We start from the raw sequence: 24,018 nt of genomic DNA, 5'->3' as shown, positions 1-24,018 counted from the left end.
GATTGCCTCTATTATAGAACTTCAGGAGCCAATGAAATGATTTTCATGAACTGTTCAGTACGAAGTTCACGAGTCACTGGTCCGAAAATACGAGTAGCAATCGGAGCTTTGTTGTTATTTAAAATAACAGCAGCGTTGTCATCAAAACGGATCACAGAACCGTCTGGACGACGAATGCCGAATTTCGTACGTACAACAACCGCATTCATCACGTCGCCTTTTTTAACACGGCCACGCGGAATCGCTTCTTTTACAGTAACTTTAATAATGTCGCCAACAGAAGCATAACGACGATGTGAACCACCTAGTACTTTAATACATTGTACGCGGCGAGCACCACTGTTGTCTGCTACGTCGAGCATACTTTCGGTCTGAATCATTGCCCTACTCCAAAACCGAGCATCACCGGTCACATTTTCGAAAGGCTCAAAGAGTACTCGAAATTGACCGATGATGCAACAAGAACGTTAATTACTCAGCTGCAGCTTCAATTACTTCAACTAAAGTCCATGACTTAGTTTTAGACATTGGGCGGCATTCTTTAATGGTTACAACGTCGCCAGCTTTAGCAGTGTTGTTCTCATCATGAGCGTGTAATTTTGTTGAACGGCGAATTGATTTGCCATACAACGGATGTTGAACGCGGCGTTCGATAAGAACAACGATAGACTTGTCCATCTTGTCGCTTACTACTTTACCTGTTAACGTGCGAACTGTTTGCTCACTCATTGTGCGTTCTCCTGTTTTTCGGTAAGGAGGGTCTTGATGCGAGCAATTGTCTTACGAGTAAGCGCAACTTCATGCGATTTACCCAATTGACCAGTTGATTTCGCCATGCGAAGACGGAATTGGTTCAACTGTTGCTCATCAAGCAAAGTTGTCAATTCTTCTACCGACTTTTCACGTAGATCTTTAATATTCATTACATTACCGTCCGAGTCACGATAGTGGTTTTAAACGGTAGTTTAGCAGCAGCAAGCTTGAAAGCTTCTGTAGCCAATTCTTCGTTAACACCATCAATTTCGTACAAGACTTTACCTGGTTTGATTTGACAAACCCAGTATTCCACCGAACCTTTACCTTTACCCATACGCACTTCAAGAGGCTTAGAGGTAATTGGTTTGTCTGGGAAAACACGGATAAAGATTTTACCACCACGTTTAATACGACGGCTAATTGTACGACGCGCTGCTTCAATTTGACGCGCAGTCATTTGACCACGTTCAATTGATTTAAGAGCGATTGTACCAAAAGATACAGTGCTACCGCGGTGAGCTAGACCAGTGTTACGGCCTTTCTGCACTTTACGGAATTTTGTACGTTTAGGTTGCAACATGGTTTATTCTCCTTTTTCAGCAGAACGATCATTGCGACGACCACGACGCTCTTGACCTTCACCACGACCGCGACCGCGTTTAGCTGGACGATCTTCAGCAGGAGCAGGGTTCATGACTTGTTTCATGCCACCTAAAATCTCACCACGGAAAATCCAAACTTTAACGCCGATCGTACCGTAAGTAGTTTCAGCACGTACTGAAGTGTAGTCGATGTCAGCACGAAGTGTATGCAAAGGTACACGACCTTCACGATACCACTCAGTACGAGCAATCTCTGCACCACCAAGACGACCAGAAACTTCAACTTTAATACCTTTCGCACCAGAACGCATAGAGTTCTGAACCGCACGCTTCATAGCGCGACGGAACATTACACGTTTTTCTAATTGAGAAGCGATAGCTTCACCAACTAGACGAGCGTCTAAGTCTGGGCGATCGATTTCGTTGATACTTACTTGCGCAGGAACACCCATAATAGATGTTAATTCGCGTTGTAATTTCTCAATGTCTTCGCCTTTTTTACCGATAACGATACCAGGACGAGCAGTGCTAATAGTTACTTTAGCAGCGCCAGTAGGACGTTCGATAAGAATATTGCTCACCATCGCATTCTTAAGTTTTTTGTTCAAAAACTCACGAACTTGAAGATCTTTAAGCAAGTATTCAGCATATTGTTTCGGACTCGCGTACCAATTAGCGTTATGACGTTTCACAACACCTAGGCGGATACCGATTGGATGAACCTTCTGACCCATATCAAACCCCTACCTTAACGGTGATGTGACAAGTACGCTTAGTAATACGATCTGCACGGCCTTTAGCACGTGGCAAAATACGTTTAAGGCTAGTGCCTTCATCAACGTAGATCGTAGAAACTTTAAGGTCGTCTACATCTAAACTGTTATTGTGTTCAGCGTTAGCAATCGCAGATTCCAAAGCTTTTTTAACTAAAACTGCAGCTTTTTTGTTGCTGAAGTTCAAGATGTTAAGCGCGTGAGCAACTGATTTGCCACGGATTAAATCTGCAACTAAACGAGTTTTTTGTGCCGAGATAGCGGCACCGCGTAATTTAGCAGTAACTTCCATCATAGCACCTTAACGTTTAGACTTCTTGTCAACACCGTGACCACGATAGGTACGAGTTGGCGCGAATTCACCGAGTTTATGACCAACCATATGTTCAGATACAATCACTGGAACATGGTTACGGCCATTATGGACAGAAATTGTTAAACCAACAAAATCCGGGAGGATCATCGAACGACGCGACCAAGTTTTGATCGGCTTACGGTTATTAGCCGCGATAGCCGCTTCAACCTTAGCGAACAAGTGCGCATCGACGAATGGGCCTTTTTTCAGAGAACGAGGCATTGTCAGATTCCTTTACTTGTTACTTAACGCGACGGTCGCGAATGATCATCTTAGTCGTACGCTTATTGGTACGTGTTTTGTACCCTTTAGCTTTTTGACCCCATGGGCTTACAGGTTGAATACCTTTGTTACGCCCTTCACCACCACCATGTGGATGGTCAACTGGGTTCATCGCCATACCACGAACGGTAGGACGAACACCACGCCAGCGAGCTGCACCAGCTTTACCTAGTGAACGAAGGTTGCTTTCTTGGTTAGAAACTTCACCAAGAACTGCACGGCATTCAACGTGAATTTTACGCATCTCGCCTGAACGTAGACGAACGATAGCGTAAGAACCGTCACGACCCAACAACTGAACTGAAGTACCAGCAGAACGAGCTAATTGCGCGCCTTTACCAATTTTAAGTTCGATGTTGTGAAGAGTAGAACCGATAGGCATGTTACGAAGTGGTAAGCAGTTACCTGGACGAATTGGAGCATCGTTACCAGATTGTACTTTATCACCAGCGCGAAGGCCTTTAGGAGCGATGATATAACGACGTTCACCATCAGCATACAATACAAGTGCAATGTGTGCAGTACGGTTAGGATCGTATTCGATACGCTCTACAGTTGCAGGAATACCATCTTTGTTACGTTTGAAGTCAACAATACGGTAGTTCTGTTTATGACCGCCACCAACGTGACGAGTCGTGATGTGACCGTTGTTATTACGACCACCAGTACGTTTTTTAGCTTCAACCAACGGAGCATAAGGAGCGCCTTTGTGAAGATGGTCGTGAACGACTTTCTCTACAAAGCGACGTCCTGGAGACGTTGGCTTACATTTTTGAATAGGCATAATTCTCGTCCTTATTCCGCTGTGCTTTCAGCGGTATCGCCCAAGTCAGCCATTTCAACATCTTGGCCAGCTTTCAGGGTGACGTATGCTTTTTTAACATCAGAACGACGTCCTAATGTTTTACCAAAGCGTTTAGTCTTACCTTTAGTGATAGTCGTGTTAACTTTAACAACTTCTACACCAAACAATTGTTCAACTGCTTTTTTGATTTCAAGTTTGTTTGCGTTAATCGCAACTTTAAAAACTTGAACACCAGCAGTCTCACCTAAAACTTGAGCTTTTTCTGAAAATACAGGTCCTTGAAGGACTTGATAGATACGTTCGTTGTTCATCCGAGTTCTACCTCAATTTTCTTAGCAGCAGCTACAGACATAACAACTTTATCAAACGCAATCAAGCTAACAGGATCAATTGCAGCAGCATCAACCACATCAACGTGTGGAATGTTGCGCGCAGCAAGATACAAGTTCTCATCAACAGCATCTGTAACGATCAAAGCGCGAGTCGCATTCAAGTCGTTAAGTTTTGCAAGCAATTCTTTAGTTTTCGGAGCAGCAACAGCAAACTCATCAACTAAGATTAGGCGATCTTGACGAACAAGCTCAGCCATGATGCATTGCATAGCACCGCGATACATTTTACGGTTTACTTTTTGAGACCAGTCTTGTGGACGAGCAGCAAAAGTTTTACCACCGCCAACCCAAATTGGGCTACGAATAGAACCAGCACGTGCACGGCCAGTACCTTTTTGACGGAATGGTTTTTTACCACCGCCAGATACTTCACCACGTGATTTTTGAGCTTTAGAACCTTGACGACCACCAGCTAAGTAAGCTGTAACAACTTGGTGTACAAGAGCTTCGTTAAACTCACGTCCGAAAGCAACTTCAGACAATTCAACAGCAGAGCCGGAAACAGTATTTAAATTCATAATATTTCCCCTCAGGCCTTGATCGTAGGACGAACAGTTACGTCACCACCAGTAGCACCAGGAACTGCGCCTTTAACAACAAGAACTGAACGTTCAACGTCGATAGCAACAATTTCAAGACCCTGTGTAGTAACACGTTCAGCGCCCATATGGCCGGCCATTTTTTTGCCTTTGAACACGCGACCAGGAGTCTGGTTTTGACCAGTAGAACCTAGAACACGGTGAGACAATGAGTTACCGTGAGTAGCATCTTGCGTACGGAAGTTCCAACGCTTAACACCACCTTGGAAACCTTTACCTTTAGACTGACCAGTTACGTCAACAATTTGACCCACTGTGAACAATTCAACGGTAAGAGAACCACCAACTTCACGACCTTCAAGCTCAGCTTCTGAAACGCGGAATTCTTGAACTAAACGACCAGCAGCAACACCCGCTTTAGCGAAGTGACCTTTCTGAGGGTTAGTTACGCGAGATTCGCGACGTTCACCAGTAGTGATTTGAATCGCTTGATAACCATCAGTTTCAAGCGTTTTGATTTGAGTGATGCGGTTAGGATCAACCTCAATCACTGTAACAGGTACAGAAACACCAGCATCTGTAAAGACACGTGTCATACCGCACTTGCGACCGACTAAACCAATAGCCATGTGCATAAACCTCTAAAAAAGCGGCTTAATTAACTTAAAGCGTTAATTAACCGAAAGCCTTAACCCAATGCGATCTGAACATCAACACCAGCTGCAAGATCCAACTTCATCAACGCGTCTACAGTTTTATCTGTAGGTTGAACGATATCGATCAAACGCTTGTAAGTACGGATTTCATACTGATCACGCGCGTCTTTATTAACGTGCGGTGATGTTAGAACGTTAAAACGTTCGATGCGAGTTGGCATCGGGATTGGACCACAAACTTGTGCGCCAGTACGTTTTGCTGTTTCTACGATCTCTTGAGAAGATTGATCAATTAAACGATGATCAAAAGACTTCAAACGGATACGGATTCTCTGGTTAGACATACCAGTAAACTCCAAGCCAAAATATATAAAGAATCACCCATGACGCATCTCCCCCTATTAAAAACAAGGCGAGTGTCAAAGGCAGTGAAAATCACTAAGGTCATGATCGATGCCACGACTGTAACGATCTAAACAACATTCAGCGTTGTTTAGCCCTTAATATTTAAGGGTCGCTCATTATAACGATTGTTTAACTGTTAAGCAAACTTATTTAGCGATTTATTTAAAATACTCTCTGTGTAAAACAGCTATTTTATAGTCTATTAAGTCAAGTTGTTTAAGCTCTTAATACATAATCAATTGCATCATTTAAAAATTGATTCCCGGGTTGGAATTGTTGAGTTTTGCTCTTTTTTAAAAGCTCTAAGGGTTGTACAAATGGTCCATTAAAAGTGGCTTCATGTTCTTCATTTTCTATAAAAGCGTGTAGAACTTGAGGTGTAATTTCTGGATGAAATTGAAAGCCGAGTACATTACGCCCTATTTGATACATTTGATTAGCACAGACTTCATTTTCAAGTAAACGAATACCACCTTTGGGAATTTCAAAGGTTTCGCTATGCCACTGCATCACGGCTAATTGCTCAGGTACAGAAAAATAGTCACCATTTATTGTATGACTACGACTTACCTCAACCCATCCTAATTCTTGTTCTGGATTTCGACTTACATTTGCACCTAGAGCGTTGGCTATCAGCTGTCCACCCAAACATAGCCCAATTACAGGTTTACCTTGTGCCAAATATCGCCTTAACCACCTTTTTTCTACCGTCAACCAAGGGAAATTTGCCTCATCATTCACGCTCATCGTACCACCCATAATAATCAAAAGATCTACATCCTCTATTAAAGGTAATGCTTCAATATCCAATGATCGATCTACGGGGAGTGCAAAGAATTCGGTTGCACTCAACTGTGCTCCTTTCGCTTTTAAATAATCATAACAACTACCGAACCCTTCACCTGCAATATGCTGAAAATAATGAACTTTTAAATTTTTCATTTAGGTTTTCCTAATCTTTATTATATACATCCATTAACTTTGCAAAAATGAAGCCAACCTGTTCTAGTTTTATTACTTTTAAACAAATCATTGCTTTGTTTAAACCTAATATTATGTTTTGCTAACTCTTAGTCTGTTTTTATTTTTGAGTTTAGCTGTGAAGAAAAATCCACAAACCCATCTGATTCATGCACCTCGTAAAGCTCCACAATTTATATCTAGCGTACAACCTCCTCTTTTCCGTGCATCTACAATTATTTTTAAAAATACAGATGCACTCTTTAATCGTCATTGGACAGATGATTATGACTACAGCTATGGCACACATGGCACACCAACTACGTTCACGTTAGCAGACAACATTGCACAAATTGAAGGCGGTGAATTTTGCTTACTTGCACCAAGTGGGCTATCCGCGATTAATTTAGTTAATTCGTGTTTTCTTGCACATGGTGATGAGGTTTGGGTATCAGATAATATCTATGGTCCAAATATGGAACACTTGCTTAATCTTGAATCTCGCTATGGTATTAACGTCAAAGTGTATAACCCGCTTGATACAAATAGTTTTCAGCCTAGCGATAAAGCAAAGCTAATTTGGCTCGAAGCTGCTGGATCTGTCACTTTAGAATTTCCAGATCTTAAAGCGCTTGTTTCAAAAGCCAAATCTAAAAATATTTTAACCGCTTTAGACAATACTTGGGGCGCAGGTCTAGCCTTTAATGCTTTTGATTTTGGAGAGCAACATTTAAGTGTAGATATAACGGTTCATGCATTAACCAAGTATCCAAGCGGTGGTGGCGACATCCTCATGGGTTCAATTGTGACACGTGATAAAAAGCTTCATCACCAACTCTTTAAGATGCATGCATTACAAGGTGTTTCAGTCTCAGGTGATGATGTTGCTCAAATCCAACGTAGTCTAGCGTCTATGAAAATTCGCTATGAAACCCAATCTGCATCTGCACTGCAACTTATGAATTGGCTGAAGCAACAAGATGATTTTGTACAAGTATTACACCCTGCCGATCCAGACTCGGCGGGACATCAATACTGGAAAGATATTTGCATAACCGAGCAAAGTGCAGGGTTAGTAAGCGTCATTTTCGATACCAAATACACACTTGCTGATATACGTTATTTCTGCGATCAACTACAATTATTTAAGCTTGGATTCAGCTGGGGTGGACCTGTAAGCTTAGTCATGTTGTATAACTTAAAAGACATGCGTAAATTAGAAAATACACATTTACAACAAGGTTTGCTGGTTCGCTTTTGTATAGGACTAGAACATCCTGAAGATTTAATACAAGATATAGAAAACTCACTAAAACAATTGCATACGCAAAAAAATGAATAATTGAAATATAAAGGTATAACTATGGGCACACCAATTATCATCGCCAAAAAAACCACCAATACTCAACAAGATGTTATCTTACACTCACAGTTTGCTAACCGTCATGGTTTGATTGCGGGTGCAACAGGAACAGGTAAAACCGTCACCCTAAAAGTTTTAGCTGAAAGTTTTTCTCGCATTGGTGTGCCCGTATTTTTAGCCGATGCAAAAGGAGATGTTTCAAGTCTTGCTAAGGCAGGTGAAACCAATCCTAAATTTGAAGAACGCATTAAAAGTTTAAATATTGACTCGATTCCATTCGCAGCATCGTCAGTGGTTTTTTGGGATTTATTTGGTGAGCAAGGGCATCCAATTCGCACCACCGTTTCAGAAATTGGCCCACTTCTTCTGTCGCGTATGCTGAATTTAAATGACACGCAAGAAGGTGTACTTTCAGCAGTTTTTCGTATTGCGGATGATCAAGGCTTATTACTGATTGATTTTAAAGACCTCAAAGCAATGATCACCTATGTGAGTGAACATGCTGCCGACTTTAAAGCTGAGTATGGCAATCTCTCCCCTGCAAGTTTAGGTGCAATTCAACGAAACTTGCTTGCACTTGCAGATCAAGGGGGTGATAAGTTCTTTGGCGAACCCGCACTCAATATTATGGATTTCATCCAAACTGATGACCAAGGGCGAGGTAATATCAATTTATTGGCTGCCGATAAGTTGATGAATACACCTAAGCTATATGCAACCTTTTTATTATGGATGCTTTCAGAGTTGTTTGAACAACTTCCCGAAGTCGGCGATATGGATAAGCCAAAATTGGTATTTTTCTTTGATGAAGCACATTTATTATTTGATAATGCCAGCGATGCCTTACAAGAAAAAATTGAACAAGTCGTTCGTTTGATTCGCTCCAAAGGTGTCGGCATTTATTTTGTCACACAGAATCCTCTCGACCTACCTGAAAGCGTACTAGGTCAATTGGGTAACCGTGTTCAACATGCACTTCGCGCATTTACACCGAAAGATCAAAAAGCTGTAAAAACAGCTGCCGATACCTTTCGTGCAAATCCTGAATTTGAAGTGGATCAAGCCATCACAGAATTAGGTGTAGGTGAAGCTTTAATTAGCTGTCTAGATGAGCAAGGTATTCCCCAGATTGTTGAGAGAGCTTGGGTGATGCCTCCTTATTCTTCATTTAGCCCGATTACAACAGATGAACGTAAAGGGCTGATGAATCAAAGTGTTGTCGCAGGTATCTACGAAAAAGAAGTTGATCGTGAAAGTGCCTTTGAAATGCTGCAAAATAAGGTTGCAGAACGCCAACAACAAGCCGCTCAAGCAGAACAAGATAAAGTTGCAGCCAAAGAACAAGAAGCATTGGCTAAACAACAAGCCAAGGAAGCTGAAGCCCTTGCAAAGCAACAGGCTCGCCAGCAGGATCTTCTTATCAAAGAACAACAAAAAGAAGCTGAACGCTCAGCCAAGCAACGAGAGAAAATGACACAGGACATTTTGGGTACATTTGCTAAAAGTGCTGCACGAAGTCTCGGTGGATCAACAGGTCAAAAGATCGTTCGTGGTTTACTCGGTTCTTTATTTGGTAAGAAATAAGCTTCTAAACCCTATCTCCCCTTCATTCACTTTACAGATTATTTAGCTAAAAATTATGGGATATTTTAATATCCCATAATTTTTTTATGGTTTTCTAATTTTAGCTATTGTAGTAATAAATTTAAAGATGTATTTTAAATACATCTTATAACTCTGAATAGAAGTAAAATCATGAGTATGACTCCTGAGCACATCGAACTTGTTAAAAGTACTGTTCCTGTTCTGCGCGAAAATGGCGTGGCATTAACCAGCTATTTTTATCAACGTATGTTGAAAAACAATCCTGAACTCAACAACGTATTTAACCTAGATCACCAAAGTACAGGTCGTCAGCCACGTGCTCTAGCAGCTGCTGTTTTGGCTTATGCTGAACATATTGAGAATCCAAGTGTTTTAGCAAAAGCGATTGAACACATCACCACCAAACATGTCAGCTTAGATATTCGTCCTGAGCAATATGCAATTGTCGGTGAAAACCTATTACATTCAATCAGTGAAGTTCTTGATGTTCCAATGGAAGCAGAACTCATCGCTGCATGGAAAGCTGCTTACTTACAACTGGCTGATATCTTGATTGGTGTAGAGAAACAGAAATACGAAAATCTTGCGGCACAAACTGGCGGTTGGGCTGGATGGCGTAAATTTAACATTACCCATATCGAAGGTAATGACAAGTCAAAACGCATTACCCTGCATCCTCAAGATCAACAAGCGATTCTTCTGGCTCAACCTCGTGACTACATTTCTGTACGTATTGAAGTACCAGGACAAAATTTAAAACAACCTCAACAGTTTACTTTTGTCACAGCACAATCTACTCAATATACCTTTGATGTGATTGCTGAAGAAAACCCAACTGATTTTTCAGTGGCCAATATTCTGCTGAATCATTACAACATTGGCGATGTGGTTGAAGTTACAGCGCCACTCAGCCGTTAATTTAAACTCGTATCCAAGCTAAAACTTAGCCTGCCAAGTTTTCTTTTAAGGACTTTCAGGCTAAGATTCCTTGAATCCTTCAAATTTGATCCAGTTATGCAACTCAATAAATTTTCTGATTATGCATTACGTGTCTTAATGTACATCTCAAGACCACGAGATTTACCTTACACGATTGCTGAACTCGCGGAGAATTTACTCGTTTCTCAAAATCACTTGGTCAAAATTGTTCATTTCATGTCAAAAAAGGAATGGATTATTACCACACGCGGTAAAGGTGGTGGTATCAGAATCAACCCTACCACTTTAGATTTTCAACTGGGTGAAGTGTTAAGAATTTTGGAAGGTGATCAACAAATCGTAGAGTGCAATACTCCGCCTTGTGTACTTCGCAGCCACTGTGGTTTAAAAGGTATTTTAAACCATGCCGTTGAACAATTTTATCAAAGTCTTAATCAATACACTCTAGCTGAAGCCGTTGCTTCACGCCCTTCCTCAAACATACCCTCTTCATATAACGCGATTGATTTTCTAACATTGTGAAAATGATCATTTAAAATTTGAGTCAATTCTAATCTGCAAAATTTTAACGATATAAATCAAATTGAAGCATTGTTGGCACCTTGAATATTTAAATGATGCTTATTAGATAGAATTTAAAACTCTCGCCGACAAAGTTCGCTTGGATTCCCGACTTGCTTTATAATACGCAATTGTTGGTCATTTTATTGAAGTTGAGTTATGCATCGCAGTAGTGGAAAGTCTAAGAATTCAAAGACATCAAACGCGCCTAAACAAAAGATTAGCTATGAAAAGGCGGTTGATCCTGCGATCACAGAATATGCTGTTTCAGCTCTCAACTGGTTACGTAAAGCCGAATTTTTAATGAGTGCGCCAAAACTTAACATTTGTGTTGAAGACACAGGTTATGAAATCGCATTTGCAGGTCGTTCTAACGCAGGTAAATCAAGTGCGATCAATGCTTTGACCAATCAAAAACAATTGGCACGTGCGTCAAAACGCCCTGGCCGTACACAAATGATCAACTTCTTTAGCTTAGGTAATCCCGATCAGCGTTTAGTCGATTTACCGGGTTATGGTTATGCTGCTGTACCTGAAGCCATGAAAATCGTGTGGCAAAAAGAACTTGAGAATTACCTGATTCACCGTCAAAGCCTGCAAGGTTTAGTGTTATTGATGGACATTCGTCATCCACTACAACACTTCGATGTGATGATGTTGGAATGGGCACATTCACGTAAATTATTCGTTCACGTGCTGCTCACTAAAGCAGATAAATTGAATCGTGGTCCTGCGTCTAAAACACTGCAAGAAGTACAAGCTCAATTGAAAAAAATGAAATTGAACTTCTCTATTCAGTTGTTCTCTTCACTAAACCGTATTGGTCTTGAAGAGTTAGCAAGTGTAATGGGTGGTCGTTTGAACTACACACTTGAATATCCGCAAGGTTTCGACATGTCTGCGATTCCTGAAGCTTCGGAAAATGATGTAGATGCCGATTCAGAATTAGAAACTGAAACTGAAACTGAAACTGAAACTGAAACTGAAACTGAACAAGATATTGAAAAGTTAGATAAATAATCAGTCGAGATACTTTTGTTAGACACAAAAGATCACATATTGATAGATGAATGTCCCCAATTGCTAAGTACAATTGGGGACATTTTTTTATACTGAAGAATATGTAACACAACAATAATTCAGGAAATGTGATGAAACTATTAGCTAAATTGAAAAATAGTAAGATCGGATCGTCTATTCAATATCACATCAAACCGCGTAAAGTTAAATTTGAATGGGCTGAGACCCCAGTGGATTGGATTCCAGATCAACCTTTTACCAGTTATTTTATTAATGAAATTAACAATATTTTGCCGGCGGGTGAGTTTTGGTTCTGCCGCCTATATAACAAAGTTTTACCGAAAATTACCGATGAAAAATTAGCAGAAGACGTCAAAGCATTTATTCGTCAAGAAGCCATGCATGCTCAAGCCCATAATTCTGCAAACAAAGAATACTTAACTGTACGTAATATCGATATTCAACGTAATTTAGATATTATGGATTTTTTATTTGGTAAATTACTCGCAGATCAACCACTTGGGATCAAAGTTCCAGAAGTACTCGAACATCAGTGGGATTTATTCCGCTTAGGTGTTGTGGCAACGGTTGAACACATGACCTGTGTACTTGGTAAATATGCACTCTACAATAAAAAGTGGGGTGAACTTGGTGCAGATGCCAATATGCTAGATTTGGTTAAATGGCATGGCGCTGAAGAAATTGAACATCGTACCGTTGCCTTTGATTTGTACCGACATCTCGGTGGTGGCTACATTTCTCGTTATTATCAAAGCGTGATTGTCATTGCCGCAGTGCTTGGTTTATGGGTTGATGGCGCAGCACATATTATGAGCCAAGATCCACGCTATGCGTCGATAAAACCTGCTGTGTACAAACCTTGGATCTGGCGTGAATGGGCGCGTATCGCTCAAAAAGATAACCGTATCCTTCCACATCCATTATGGTTGGTTTCACAACAATTGGGCTACTTGATGCCGTGGTATGATCCAGTACATGAAGCGAAGACTGAAGATGCGATTGCTTATCTTGATCAATCACCAGCAGCAAAACGCGCTGCGTTAAAGGTCGCTTAATCAAACCCTCATTATTTATTCAATAGTACAAAAAAGCCTGCAATAATTCATATTGCAGGCTTTTAATTTCAATTATACCTATCGAAAATCAATCATCACTTCATCCAATAATAAACAAACCCATTAAAAGTGATGATCAACACAATATTAGATAACGATATTTAACTCGGTGAAATTGTATCAACTTGTTCATCATGGTCACGAGTATGGCGATCCACAACCACACTAATCATCATATCCCCCTGAACATTCACCACAGTTCGCACGGTATCCAATAAGCGATCAATCGGGAGTAAAATCGCAATAGCTTCAGCAGGTAAACCCACAGATTGAAGTACCATAATCATCGTCACCATGCCCGCACTTGGGATTCCAGGTGCACCCAAAGATGCAATCATAGCCGTTGCACATACAATTAATTGTTGACCAATCGTCAGATCCAACCCCATCAAATTGGCAATAAACAGCGCTGCCGCAGCTTCGTATAGAGCAGTGCCATCCATGTTTAATTGTGTACCTAGTGGAATCACAAATCCTGCGGTTTGAGGTCTCACCCCTAAATTTTCTTGTGCGCATTTCAGTGATAAAGGCATGGTGGCAGAGCTTGAACTGGTCGCAAATGCAGTGATTAAAGCGGCTCTAGCACCTTTAAAAAAGGTGATCGGATCCATTTTACCGAAAACCCAAAGTAATAGTGGCAATACCACTACCCCATGGAAAATCGTCGTTCCAGTAACCACAGCAGCGAATTCAGCCAAACGACTGAGTACTGAGATATCTTCCGTGGCAATCAACTTCGCCAACAAAGCAAAAATACCCAAGGGTGCGATTTTCATCACCCAGCCAATCATCAACATCATAATGTCAAAAAATTGCTGACTCAGTTGACGTACACTATTAAATTTGTCACCACCTTTGACCAACGCCACACCGATCATCAAGGCAAACAAAACCACCGCCAAGACATTACCTTCAGCGAATGCTTTAAAAGGATTGATTAAAGTATTTTGGATAAAGTTGGTAAAAAATGAAGACGGTGTGAGCGTATCAGGAGAAGTGTGCTGATCCATCGCATCTTTAAAGAAAGCAACATCTACGCCCTTACCCACATCAAATAAATGCGCACAGGCCAATCCTAGAATTAAAGCAAGCGTGGTGGTGGTCACACAACAAGCAAGGGTGATTTTCCAAGTTCTTCCGAGCTGTCCACCCGACTGCAGGTTTGAAACCCCAACGACGATTGAACTGAAAATCAGAGGAATCAAAAGAAGTTTCAGCAATCCAATGAAGATACTGCTGATTAACCCTAACCCGTAAATACTGCCTGTGAAAAATGAGGTGTCTGGAAAGACATTCAATAAAAAACCAAATGCGACACCGAATATTGCGGCAATCAAAATTTGCGTATTCAAGCTCATAGCATCATGCTTTATTTTTAAAAACTTGACTGCACTATGCCATGCCAACTTCAGTCAATCGAGAGATTTTTTGTGAGAAGCTCAGTATTTATTTTGAATACTTTATAAATAATAAAGCGGTTTTTAGCACGCTCATTTCGCACATCAAAAAGCCCTGAGCTAAACAGGGCTTTCATTCAATATCGTTGTGAAACTTAGCGATATTGATTTGATGCTCTTGAATGCATAAAACAGCTTAAGTATAAATACGAAAACTTATTGGTTTTCAATTTCTCTTAAACGCATTAAGCCTTCTTGAGTCGTGCTACAAACCAATTGTCCGTTTTGCCACATTTTACCAAAATTCAACCCACGAGAACTGGCACTGACCGTTGCATCCATATCGTAAAGCATCCACTCATCTGCTTTTAAAGGTTTATGGAAATAGATGGCATGGTCAATACTGGCACATTGCAAACTTGGCGTCAGGTAATTCATACCATGTGGACGAAGTGCTGACATCATCAAGGTATAGTCTGAATAGAATGCAACGATGGCTTGATTCAGTGAAATATCATTGGCTATTTCAGCAGCCAATTTTTCATGTGTTTTAATATAGTGCGCGTATGAAGGTGATTCAGGCTGAGGCTGAAATGGGTTGCTGATTGAAACGGGACGAATTTCAACGTGGCGAGGACGCATGAATGCCGCACGGATATTTTCAGGCACAAAATTAATGATGTTTTCTTTCAGCTCTTGCTCAGAAATTAAATCCTCAGCTTTTGGATATTCAGGTTCAGCAATTTGGTAATCCAAACCTTCTTCAGGATGAGCAAAAGAAATCATTGCTGAGAAAATAGTTCGCCCATGTTGAATCGCACGTACCTGACGACTCACAAAACTTTTACCATCACGCAGTTTATCTACTTCATAAATAATGGGTGCATTGACATCACCACCAAATAAGAAATAGGCATGCAATGAATGTGCAGGACGATCTGTTGTATATGATGCCGCTCGAAGTGCTTGTCCGAGAACTTGTCCACCAAAGACACGTTTTCCAACTAAATTCAGGCTTTTCCCACGAAAAATATGTTCTTCCAATTTTTCTAAAGTAAGCAAATCAACAAGTTCTTGCGTTAAATTATTCATATCTAACCTTCATTCTGACCTTTCTATGCATTGCTATTCCGTAGTCCAGAAACCTAACAACGCATAACCGCGATTACGACAAAGCTTATATTGCCATAAATCCCAATCTTTTTACTAAAGTTTAGCTGACTGTATTGTCACATTGCTTATTTGTTATAATCACTAAAAATACGATTTTTAACGATAAAATCTACCAATTTCCATGCAATTTGTTAGAAAATGACATATTGTTTTTGGCTTATATTTAAGAAAATAACGCACATTATTCGCTGTCATGCGTAATTCGTCATCGGTTAGGAGTTTTTATGTCCAAGAGTGGCTTTGGTCAAATGTATCGCAGGCTTTCTAGTAAGCTGCTTGACCTTGTAGTAACACCGCATGTTCTTGGAGAAGTTCCAACAGAATCTCAAGTTTCAGATCAAACTGAAGCATCGACAAACACACCTCAAAAAGTGGTGTGTTATATCTTGCAGAACTACTCTAAAAGTAATGCACTCGTTGTCGATGGCGAAACACGTCGCTTAAAACTGACACCTGCGCTTGAACCGTTGGTGATTGGTGAACATAAAGAAAAAGCTGCGGTGGTTTTCTTACAACATCAAAACGAAACCAACCTGCTTAATCCACCTCAACATGCATTTCCTCCTCGATTACTGCGTCTCATTGAATTAACTGAAAAAAATCCTGAGATTGAAATCGAGTTGATTCCAGTGACTGTGCTTTGGGGTCGTTCACCAGATAAAGAAGATTCTTTATTTAAGTTGCTATTTACAGATACTTGGGCGACACCAAGCACTTTAAAACAGCTGATGAATATTGGTCTACATGGTCGTCAATCGTATTTAGAGTTCCATGAAGCGAAGTCTTTACGTGAATTGGTGAGTTATGCGAAAAGTACGCATCCAAACCTATCCCCTGCGACCTACATTGTGAATCAATTAAATGATTTCCTTGATCGTCAACGTGAAATCGTTTTAGGACCAGATTTATCAGATCGTCGTAATGTGATGCAGTCTTTGATTAAGTCTGAAGATGTCAAAGAAGCAATTCGTAAAGAAAGTATTCGTTCGAAGATTAGCTTGATTGAAGCAGAGCGCCGTGCGATTAGTTATGTCAATGAAATCGCGTCCGACTACTCTCACTCAACTGTACGTTTTGCAGAGCAAGCCTTAACACGCTTATGGACACAACTTTACGACGGCGTTGAAGTGCATAACTTCAATACGGTTCGTGAGTTAGCTAAAGATTACGAAATTATTTATACACCGTGTCATCGTAGTCACATCGACTATCTCCTTCTGTCTTACGTAATCTATAAACGTGGCATGATGGTGCCGTACATCGCAGCCGGTGATAACCTCAATATGCCGTTTGTCGGTCAGTTACTGCGTGGTGGTGGCGCATTCTTTATTCGCCGTAGCTTCCGTGGTAATGGTTTATACACGACAGTATTCAAAGAGTATCTACATAGTATTTTAGAACGTAACACACCGCTTGAATATTTCATCGAAGGTGGTCGCTCGCGTACTGGACGCTTACTTCCGCCGAAGACAGGTATGATTGCGATGACTGTTCATAGTCATTTACGTGGTCGTGAAAAGCCAATTGCTTTCGTACCAACGTATTTTGGTTATGAGCGTTTGATGGAAGGTGCAACCTACGTCGGTGAGATGAATGGTAAGCCGAAAGAATCTGAGTCTATTTTTGGCATTATCCAAACCTTACGTAAAATCGAACGTATTTTCGGACGAGTTTATGTCAACTTTGGCGAACCTGTTTTCTTAGATGATATGTTGAAAAAACACGGCGCTGAAAATGTCAAAATCGAAAAGAATGATGACCCTATTCCGCAGGAAGTGTCCGATGCGGTAAATAGTTCTGCACAAGCGATTTTGGAAAACATTAACAGAGCTGCGGTCATTAACCCTGTTTCATTATTATCTTTAATTCTTTTGGCGACTTCAAAGCATACACTTGATGAAGAAATCTGTATTAAACAGCTCGATACTTATCGCAACCTATTAACAGCATTACCATACGATCATCGTATGCAAGTGACGCCATTATCAGGTAAAGAAATCATTGCTTATGGTTTAAAACTTAAACTGATTAAGCGTGTGAAGCATGTCTTGGGTGACATCATTGCGATTGAAGACAATCAAGCCGTTTTGCTGACTTACTTCCGTAATAATATTCTGCATGCTTTTGTTCTTCCATCGCTGATTGCTGCACTGGTTGAACACAATGGTCGTATTAGCAAAGACGATATGATCAGTGTGATTTCAACGCTTTATCCATTCTTAAAAGCTGAACTTTTCCTTAAATGGGAACAATCAGAGCTAGCTGAGCAGATCGAACAATATATTGATGCACTCGCACAGTCGAATTTAATCTCGATTGATGATCAAAATAGTCTGTTCTGCCCTGCACCGAACTCTGAAGATCATAATCAGTTAGTGGTACTTGCAGCACCAGTTCGTCAAAGTCTTGAGCGTTACTACATGACTTTAGCGCTGATTACTCAGCGTGGTTCAGGCAATATTTCAACTAAACAAGTTGAAGATTTGAGTCATCTTCTGGGTCAGCGTTTATCAGTTTTATATGAATTCAACTCTCCTGAATTCTTTGATAAAGCGTTGTTCCAAAGCTTCATTAAGGTCTTAACTGAACAAGGTTATATCAGCAAGAATGAAGAAGGTTCGATTGTATTTGATGAGCAGTTCAGAAATGTGGCTCAATACGCAAACCTTGTTTTAGATGATGTGACTTTGCAAATGCTTCAACACATTACTTCATTTACCGATGAAGAACTGAAAGATGCATTGGATGCCGTTGCAGAGCAACAAGCGAAGAAACGTTTAAAGCGTAAGAAGAAATAGTTTTATTCTATTCTTGTTTAAAAAAGCGACTTGTTTTCAAGTCGCTTTTTTAAAGAATTTTAAAACCCATAAATGCTTTATAAGTATTATTAAAATGTTTTACATAACATCTAACATAATTATAGCTGGATAAAATTAGCTAATCTGAAGCTCTGTATGCGTTATAAACTCAAAGAATTGATCTTGTGTCACAATAATATATGAAGCTAATTGATTAGAATGTATTGATTCACTTTCGTAATTAAACCAATCAATTAAAGTAGATGAATCTGTTTTAAATATCCAAGTATTACCATCTATATTTTGTTCTTCAAGTGTATGAAAAGCACTGCCTTCTTCTATCATTTTAAAGCTTAATACCCCCTCACATTTAATAGTCTTTATTTGATTGCCTAATTTAACTTGAATAATTAATTCAGCTCCATCATAAGAAAAACCCACTAAACAGGGAATTCGATATCCATCTACACCTTTAATTTTTTCCCATTTTTTCATATATTTCTCATTTATTATAGTTTCTTTAAAATAATTGTGAGTTCATTTTTAATTTTTACCTTAATTCTAGATACTCACTTGAAACTCATTCTCTACCATCCTCTTCGCAAAAACCCTTTTCCCTGTTTCCATCTGACTTTCTAAAACCAACTCAGGTAAACCTAATTCTTTTTGAATTTTCAATATTCTTTCATGCAAAGGTTCAGGCTGATTATTCGTACAAATATAAGATTTTTCAGGATGTTCCACGTGAATCAAATGTACTAAGAATCGAGCTAAGTCATCGATATGAATTCGATTCGACCAGTGAATATTCGAATATGACTTTGTCGTTTCAGCCAATTTGATCATCCGCTGACTTAAACCGTCATAAATTCCTGTAGGTCTGACAATAATGACTTGTTCAGGGTAAGCCTGTTGCCACAATTGTTCCATTTTCAGCAACAAATGCCCTTGCTCATCTTTCGGAATAATCGGTGAATCATCATTAATGATTTGACCTTGATCTTCACCATAAACACGTGTTGAAGAAACCACAATAATCCGTTGAACAGGATGTGCTTTTAAAGCTCTCACAATAGGCTGAACTGAATCCACATAGGTCTTTTGATAATTCTCAGCACTGCTTAGCTCCGAACTACGAGAAGGTGCTAAAAGTACATAAACCATATCGACAGGTTCAATCTTTGATAAATCAAGCTGATGAATATCCAGTTGAAGATGTTCAGCAAAGACATCATCTTTCGGAGACCGACTAACTGTGGTAATTTGGTGATCTTGTTGGAATAATTGTTTAGCAACACGTTGTGATGTTTTACCATAACCAATAAATAAAATATGCATCATACGACCTATTCATCTACATGAATTGAACTAAGTTGAGGGGACATGGCCGCAGTCCATCAATTGCAAGGGGTTGGCAATGCCGCCGCTGCTCTGCTTGAAAAACTAAACATTTTCACCACTGACGATTTATTGTTTCATTTACCGCGTGACTATGAAGATCGTAGCACGATCATTCCAATGAACCAATTACAAGTCGGGCGTAGCTATTTGCTCGAAGGTATCGTCAAGTCGATCGACATGCCTCCCGGTAAACGCAAGTCCATGGCGATTCTTCTGCAAGATGATTATGGCAAAGTTACCCTGCGTTTTTACCATATCTATAAAGCTTTAATGGATCGTGCCAAGGCAGGCAATCAACTACGGATATTTGGTGAGGTTCGTGTAGGCGCTCGTGGTTTGGAAATGTATCATCCCGAGATTCAACTCATCTCAGGGCACACGGCACTCCCTCAAACCGAACTCACCGCCATTTACCCTGCGACTGAAGGCCTAACACAACCTAAACTACGTGAATATGTAAAACAGGCGCTGACCCACCACAGTGACAATCTATCCGAGCTTCTACCTGAGAAATTCACCAATGGTTATGCCCTCAAACAAGCCTTGGATTATATTCATCATCCACCGACTGATGCCAATATGTTGCAGTTGGCACAAGGTCATCACCCTGCCCAACAACGTCTGATTTTCGAAGAATTGGTCGCTCATCAAATTACGATGCTGACACGTCGTGCTTTTATACAAAAAATTGCTGCACCCGCTTTTGCACCAAGTAAAACCTTTGCAAAACAATTACTCTCGACTTTACCTTTTGAAATGACCAATGCACAAAAGCGTGTATCGAATGAAATTGTTAAAGATTTAAAGCAAAACAAACCGATGCTGAGATTGGTTCAAGGTGATGTCGGAGCAGGCAAAACCTTAGTCGCAGGAGTTGCAGCATGTCATGCTTTGGAAGAAGGTTGGCAAGTCGCCATGATGGCACCGACTGAAATCTTAGCCGAACAGCATTATTTAAATTTCAAAAAATGGTTTGAACCTTTGGGACTCAATGTCTCTTGGTTGTCAGGAAAACAAAAAGGGAAAGCACGTGCTTTAGCAGAGCAAAATATTAAAGATGGTTCAGCTCAACTCGTCGTCGGGACTCATGCTCTCTTTCAAGACAATGTTGAATTTGCCAAACTTGGTTTAGTGATTATTGATGAACAACATCGTTTTGGTGTTGATCAACGTTTAGCACTACGCAATAAAGGGGTCAATAACACAACACCACATCAATTGGTCATGACTGCAACGCCTATTCCACGGACACTCGCCATGTCTGCCTACGGTGATTTGGACACTTCTGTGATTGATGAACTTCCTCCAGGTCGTACCCCTATTCAAACCGTGACCATCCCCTTGGATCGACGTGAGGAAGTTCTACAACGTATTGCACAGAACTGTGCAGAGGGCAAGCAAGCTTACTGGGTCTGTACCTTAGTTGAACAATCAGAAACTTTAGATGCACAAGCAGCTGAAGCGACTTTTGCAGAAATTAAAGAACGTTTTCCACATCTAAATATTGGCTTAGTGCATGGCAAAATGAAAGCTGATGAAAAACAGTCTGTCATGCAACAGTTTAAAGACAATGAACTGCAACTGCTTATTGCGACTACCGTGATTGAAGTTGGTGTCGATGTACCCAATGCATCGATCATGGTCATTGAAAATGCGGAGCGCTTAGGATTATCACAATTGCATCAGCTACGTGGTCGTGTTGGTCGTGGAGCTACTGCAAGCTTTTGTGCCCTGCTGTATAAAAGTCCACTCTCGCAAAATGGTCAAGAGCGTTTACGCATTATGCGTGAAACCAATGATGGTTTTTTAATTGCAGAAAAGGATTTAGAAATTCGAGGCCCGGGTGAGTTACTCGGCACTAAACAAACAGGTGATATGGGTTTTAAAGTTGCCAAACTGGAACGTGATGACCACTTACTCACGCAAGCACATTATGTTGCTGGTGAGATCCTGAAAGACCATCCACTAAATGCAGAAGCTTTACTGAAACGATGGCTACCTGAAGCACCGAGATATGCATTTGTGTAATCACTCTCTAGAACAAGCTTAAAGTGCTTCATGAGACTTTAAGCAACTCAATGATGATGTAAGAAATCATCATCATTTCATCCGTCTAAATACACGTTAGATGCTTACAATAAATCATGATTTTAGAATATGCTAAGAAAGTAGATTAAATGATAGAGCGGTCATTCTGCTTACCAATAAAAATAAATTGATAACAGTATAAAAATATGACGTTAAAACTTATCCCACAATTGATGAGTCACATAAGATGGCTTACACCTTGTAGCTTATGTGGCTTAGGTCATCAACAATCACACTCACTATGTCATGATTGTTGGGAGCAACTCCCTTGGTTTAAGCAAGACCATCAAACTCAACTTTTCCGTAATGAAATGCAGATTCATGTCGCTTTAAATTATCAATTCCCAATCGACCGTCTGATTCAAAAATATAAATATGAACAGCAACTCCATTTTCAAACATTACTTACACATAGCTTAATGCAATTACGCCTACCTAAAGTTCAGGCGATTGTACCCATGCCTATCTCAACGGAGCGCTTGGCTGAACGTGGCTACAATCAGATGTTGATCATTGCCAATCTACTTTCAAAAAAGCTGAACATCCCTGTTTGGCAACCCGTCATTCGTCTCGCTCAGCATTCTCAAAAAGGATTAAGCCGGGTTGAAAGAATGGAAAACATCACTGAGCAGTTTCAAGTCATCAAAGCAGAAAGACGTAAATACCGAAAGGTTTTAATTATTGATGATGTCGTGACCACAGGAAGCTCCATCCGTGCTCTTTCAAATGCATTAGAAAAACTAGGTTGCCAACAGATTGAAATTGCATGTATCGCAGCTACACAAATTTGAGCCATAAAAAACGAGCCTTATGGCTCGCTTCTTTTTATCAATCAAACGATCAATTCATATTGGTATTTGGCTACTATCATGCAGTCGTAGACACTAAATTTTGTCGAACCCAAGGCATCACTATTTCAGAGGTTAAAGGTGCTAAAAATGCTTGACTAACCTCTAAACTCACCCATTTCATTTCAGCAATTTCAGCATCAATGCGTGGTACTTGATCAATACTCACATGGTAAACATAACTCACCAACAAGTGATCTGCTTCATTAGCGGCTCGTGTTTCAAAACGACCAACAAATTGTTCAATCGTTGCATCTACACCAATTTCTTCCTTAATTTCACGGAGCATGGTTTGCTCAGGCAACTCATCTGGCTCTAACTTACCACCCACTTGCATAAAAAATTGAGTGTTTTTCTTGCGTACCAAGAGGAGTTGTTGTTGCTCATTTAAAATAATCGCAGCAGCGACGGTTATGACGTTCATTAATCTACTTTCACCAAATCATTATGATCTTTTACACCCCATTTCGGCTCTGGTGGTGTAAAACTTTCGAACTGTTTTAAGATATCTTCAATCGAATCTGACTGAATTAAAGCATTAGTAAAACGGCTACGTGTAAATTCCTTATCCGTGGTCAGTTGAATAAATTGCAATAGACTATCGTAAAAGCCTTCAACATTTAAAAATGCACATGGTTTTAAATGAATCCCGAGCTGCGCCCATGTCCATTGCTCAAAAATTTCTTCAATTGTTCCCGCTCCACCCGGTAGTGCAATAAAACCATCGGATAAGTCTGCCATTAGTGTTTTACGTTCATGCATACTGGTGACGACATGAAGTTCTGTCAAATCTGGATGTGCCAACTCACGATCAACCAAACCTTGCGGAATGACACCAATGACTTTACCACCTGCTTTTAAAGCACTATCTGCAACAATACCCATCAAACCAGATCGCCCGCCACCATAAACCAAGGTTTGACCACGTTCTGCAATCAGTCGACCTGTCTGTTCTGCTGTTTGAGCGAAAATTTCATCAGTTCCTAAACTTGAACCACAAAAGATAGCGATTGATTTCATACAAATTTAACCTTGTTGTCATATACAGATGCTTTAAAACTAAACGAAGCACTTTTTTTTAAAATAATTAGTGAGGTAAGCTGTGTTCATTCGAGCAAAGCTTGTCTAAAATACATTCATCAAATAAACCATACTGCGCAAAGG

At 40.2% G+C, this 24,018-nt stretch carries 27 protein-coding genes and 1 pseudogene; 9 read left to right on the top strand and 19 right to left on the bottom strand.

Annotated elements, in window-relative coordinates; genetic code table 11:
- Positions 1 to 11: 11 nt before the first annotated feature.
- The 13 genes and pseudogenes from rplN to AC5YDM_RS11600 form a co-directional block, all read right to left on the bottom strand.
- Positions 12 to 380 (bottom strand): 50S ribosomal protein L14, encoded by a 369-nt coding sequence (gene rplN / locus AC5YDM_RS11660; RefSeq protein ID WP_004725701.1) that lies wholly within the window; start codon positions 378 to 380, stop codon positions 12 to 14.
- Between the two features lie 91 nt (positions 381 to 471).
- On the bottom strand, positions 472 to 729 hold the full coding sequence (rpsQ, locus tag AC5YDM_RS11655; protein ID WP_122899910.1) for a 30S ribosomal protein S17: 258 nt from the start codon (positions 727 to 729) through the stop codon (positions 472 to 474).
- Positions 726 to 923, bottom strand: coding sequence for a 50S ribosomal protein L29 (gene rpmC / locus AC5YDM_RS11650; RefSeq protein ID WP_496152274.1), 198 nt, complete (start codon positions 921 to 923; stop codon positions 726 to 728). Before rpmC ends, rpsQ begins: the two co-directional genes overlap by 4 nt.
- Complete coding sequence (gene rplP / locus AC5YDM_RS11645; protein WP_496124760.1) at positions 923 to 1,336, bottom strand: 50S ribosomal protein L16; 414 nt, start codon at positions 1,334 to 1,336, stop codon at positions 923 to 925. The genes rpmC and rplP overlap by 1 nt, the downstream gene beginning before the upstream one ends.
- Positions 1,276 to 2,092 (bottom strand): annotated as a pseudogene (rpsC, locus tag AC5YDM_RS11640) (30S ribosomal protein S3). Before rpsC ends, rplP begins: the two are co-directional and overlap by 61 nt.
- Before the next feature lies 1 nt (position 2,093).
- Positions 2,094 to 2,423, bottom strand: a complete 330-nt coding sequence (rplV, locus tag AC5YDM_RS11635; protein WP_067762914.1) for a 50S ribosomal protein L22 — start codon at positions 2,421 to 2,423, stop codon at positions 2,094 to 2,096.
- Positions 2,424 to 2,432: 9 nt separating this feature from the next.
- On the bottom strand, positions 2,433 to 2,708 hold the full coding sequence (gene rpsS / locus AC5YDM_RS11630; protein ID WP_004281508.1) for a 30S ribosomal protein S19: 276 nt from the start codon (positions 2,706 to 2,708) through the stop codon (positions 2,433 to 2,435).
- A 19-nt stretch (positions 2,709 to 2,727) separates the two neighbouring features.
- Positions 2,728 to 3,552, bottom strand: a complete 825-nt coding sequence (rplB, locus tag AC5YDM_RS11625; protein WP_067661646.1) for a 50S ribosomal protein L2 — start codon at positions 3,550 to 3,552, stop codon at positions 2,728 to 2,730.
- Between the two features lie 11 nt (positions 3,553 to 3,563).
- Positions 3,564 to 3,884 (bottom strand): 50S ribosomal protein L23, encoded by a 321-nt coding sequence (gene rplW / locus AC5YDM_RS11620; RefSeq protein ID WP_496124759.1) that lies wholly within the window; start codon positions 3,882 to 3,884, stop codon positions 3,564 to 3,566.
- On the bottom strand, positions 3,881 to 4,483 hold the full coding sequence (gene rplD, locus AC5YDM_RS11615) for a 50S ribosomal protein L4 (protein ID WP_496152273.1): 603 nt from the start codon (positions 4,481 to 4,483) through the stop codon (positions 3,881 to 3,883). Before rplD ends, rplW begins: the two co-directional genes overlap by 4 nt.
- An 11-nt stretch (positions 4,484 to 4,494) precedes the next feature.
- Entirely contained in the window at positions 4,495 to 5,133 is a 639-nt protein-coding gene (rplC, locus tag AC5YDM_RS11610) for a 50S ribosomal protein L3 (protein ID WP_496152272.1), read from the bottom strand.
- A gap of 59 nt (positions 5,134 to 5,192) precedes the next feature.
- Complete coding sequence (rpsJ, locus tag AC5YDM_RS11605) at positions 5,193 to 5,504, bottom strand: 30S ribosomal protein S10 (RefSeq protein ID WP_004725677.1); 312 nt, start codon at positions 5,502 to 5,504, stop codon at positions 5,193 to 5,195.
- Positions 5,505 to 5,781: 277 nt separating this feature from the next.
- Positions 5,782 to 6,507 carry a type 1 glutamine amidotransferase gene (locus tag AC5YDM_RS11600; RefSeq protein WP_496152271.1) on the bottom strand — a complete coding sequence of 242 codons (726 nt, stop codon included), beginning with the start codon at positions 6,505 to 6,507 and terminating at the stop codon, positions 5,782 to 5,784.
- Between the two features lie 157 nt (positions 6,508 to 6,664).
- Between AC5YDM_RS11600 and AC5YDM_RS11595 the strand changes: the two genes are divergently transcribed.
- The 6 genes from AC5YDM_RS11595 to AC5YDM_RS11570 all read left to right on the top strand — a co-directional run bounded on the left by AC5YDM_RS11595 (position 6,665) and on the right by AC5YDM_RS11570 (position 13,089).
- Entirely contained in the window at positions 6,665 to 7,867 is a 1,203-nt protein-coding gene (locus AC5YDM_RS11595; protein WP_496152270.1) for a PLP-dependent transferase, read from the top strand.
- A 21-nt stretch (positions 7,868 to 7,888) separates the two neighbouring features.
- Positions 7,889 to 9,472, top strand: a complete 1,584-nt coding sequence (locus AC5YDM_RS11590; protein WP_496152269.1) for a helicase HerA-like domain-containing protein — start codon at positions 7,889 to 7,891, stop codon at positions 9,470 to 9,472.
- 177 nt (positions 9,473 to 9,649) lie between these two features.
- Entirely contained in the window at positions 9,650 to 10,411 is a 762-nt protein-coding gene (locus AC5YDM_RS11585) for a globin domain-containing protein (RefSeq protein WP_496152313.1), read from the top strand.
- A 96-nt stretch (positions 10,412 to 10,507) separates the two neighbouring features.
- Entirely contained in the window at positions 10,508 to 10,954 is a 447-nt protein-coding gene (locus tag AC5YDM_RS11580; RefSeq protein ID WP_496152268.1) for an RrF2 family transcriptional regulator, read from the top strand.
- A gap of 198 nt (positions 10,955 to 11,152) precedes the next feature.
- Positions 11,153 to 12,013, top strand: a complete 861-nt coding sequence (yihA, locus tag AC5YDM_RS11575) for a ribosome biogenesis GTP-binding protein YihA/YsxC (protein ID WP_496152267.1) — start codon at positions 11,153 to 11,155, stop codon at positions 12,011 to 12,013.
- Positions 12,014 to 12,144: 131 nt separating this feature from the next.
- Entirely contained in the window at positions 12,145 to 13,089 is a 945-nt protein-coding gene (locus tag AC5YDM_RS11570) for a metal-dependent hydrolase (RefSeq protein ID WP_496152266.1), read from the top strand.
- 161 nt (positions 13,090 to 13,250) lie between these two features.
- Here AC5YDM_RS11570 and AC5YDM_RS11565 read toward each other — a convergent pair whose 3' ends face one another.
- Together AC5YDM_RS11565 and AC5YDM_RS11560 are read right to left on the bottom strand one after the other, a co-directional pair.
- A complete protein-coding gene (locus AC5YDM_RS11565; RefSeq protein ID WP_496152265.1) occupies positions 13,251 to 14,507 on the bottom strand; it encodes a dicarboxylate/amino acid:cation symporter in 1,257 nt (418 codons plus the stop codon).
- A gap of 255 nt (positions 14,508 to 14,762) precedes the next feature.
- The gene (locus AC5YDM_RS11560; RefSeq protein WP_496152264.1) at positions 14,763 to 15,638 is read right to left on the bottom strand and encodes an acyl-CoA thioesterase; all 876 of its coding nucleotides are present in this window, start codon (positions 15,636 to 15,638) and stop codon (positions 14,763 to 14,765) included.
- 305 nt (positions 15,639 to 15,943) lie between these two features.
- On the opposite strand from AC5YDM_RS11560, the gene plsB reads away from it, so the two are divergent.
- On the top strand, positions 15,944 to 18,517 hold the full coding sequence (gene plsB / locus AC5YDM_RS11555) for a glycerol-3-phosphate 1-O-acyltransferase PlsB (RefSeq protein WP_496152263.1): 2,574 nt from the start codon (positions 15,944 to 15,946) through the stop codon (positions 18,515 to 18,517).
- A gap of 135 nt (positions 18,518 to 18,652) precedes the next feature.
- On the opposite strand, the gene AC5YDM_RS11550 is transcribed toward plsB, so the two are convergent.
- Positions 18,653 to 19,012 carry a hypothetical protein gene (locus tag AC5YDM_RS11550; RefSeq protein WP_496152262.1) on the bottom strand — a complete coding sequence of 120 codons (360 nt, stop codon included), beginning with the start codon at positions 19,010 to 19,012 and terminating at the stop codon, positions 18,653 to 18,655.
- 66 nt (positions 19,013 to 19,078) lie between these two features.
- The gene (locus AC5YDM_RS11545; protein WP_496152261.1) at positions 19,079 to 19,855 is read right to left on the bottom strand and encodes an NAD(P)H-binding protein; all 777 of its coding nucleotides are present in this window, start codon (positions 19,853 to 19,855) and stop codon (positions 19,079 to 19,081) included.
- 45 nt (positions 19,856 to 19,900) lie between these two features.
- Between AC5YDM_RS11545 and recG the strand changes: the two genes are divergently transcribed.
- Both recG and AC5YDM_RS11535 read left to right on the top strand, forming a co-directional pair.
- Complete coding sequence (gene recG / locus AC5YDM_RS11540; RefSeq protein ID WP_496152260.1) at positions 19,901 to 21,946, top strand: ATP-dependent DNA helicase RecG; 2,046 nt, start codon at positions 19,901 to 19,903, stop codon at positions 21,944 to 21,946.
- Between the two features lie 206 nt (positions 21,947 to 22,152).
- Positions 22,153 to 22,797 (top strand): ComF family protein, encoded by a 645-nt coding sequence (locus AC5YDM_RS11535; protein ID WP_496152259.1) that lies wholly within the window; start codon positions 22,153 to 22,155, stop codon positions 22,795 to 22,797.
- Between the two features lie 76 nt (positions 22,798 to 22,873).
- Here the strand turns inward: AC5YDM_RS11535 and AC5YDM_RS11530 are convergent, their stop codons facing one another.
- On the bottom strand, positions 22,874 to 23,278 hold the full coding sequence (locus tag AC5YDM_RS11530) for an NUDIX hydrolase (protein WP_496152258.1): 405 nt from the start codon (positions 23,276 to 23,278) through the stop codon (positions 22,874 to 22,876).
- On the bottom strand, positions 23,278 to 23,874 hold the full coding sequence (locus AC5YDM_RS11525; protein ID WP_496152257.1) for an LOG family protein: 597 nt from the start codon (positions 23,872 to 23,874) through the stop codon (positions 23,278 to 23,280). Before AC5YDM_RS11525 ends, AC5YDM_RS11530 begins: the two co-directional genes overlap by 1 nt.
- Between the last annotated feature and the right edge of the window lie 144 nt (positions 23,875 to 24,018).

It is taken from the genome of Acinetobacter sp. CY81 (genome assembly GCF_059515925.1).
The sequence above is the reverse complement of the archived record's forward strand: the minus strand, read 5'-3'. Positions and strand labels throughout refer to the sequence as shown.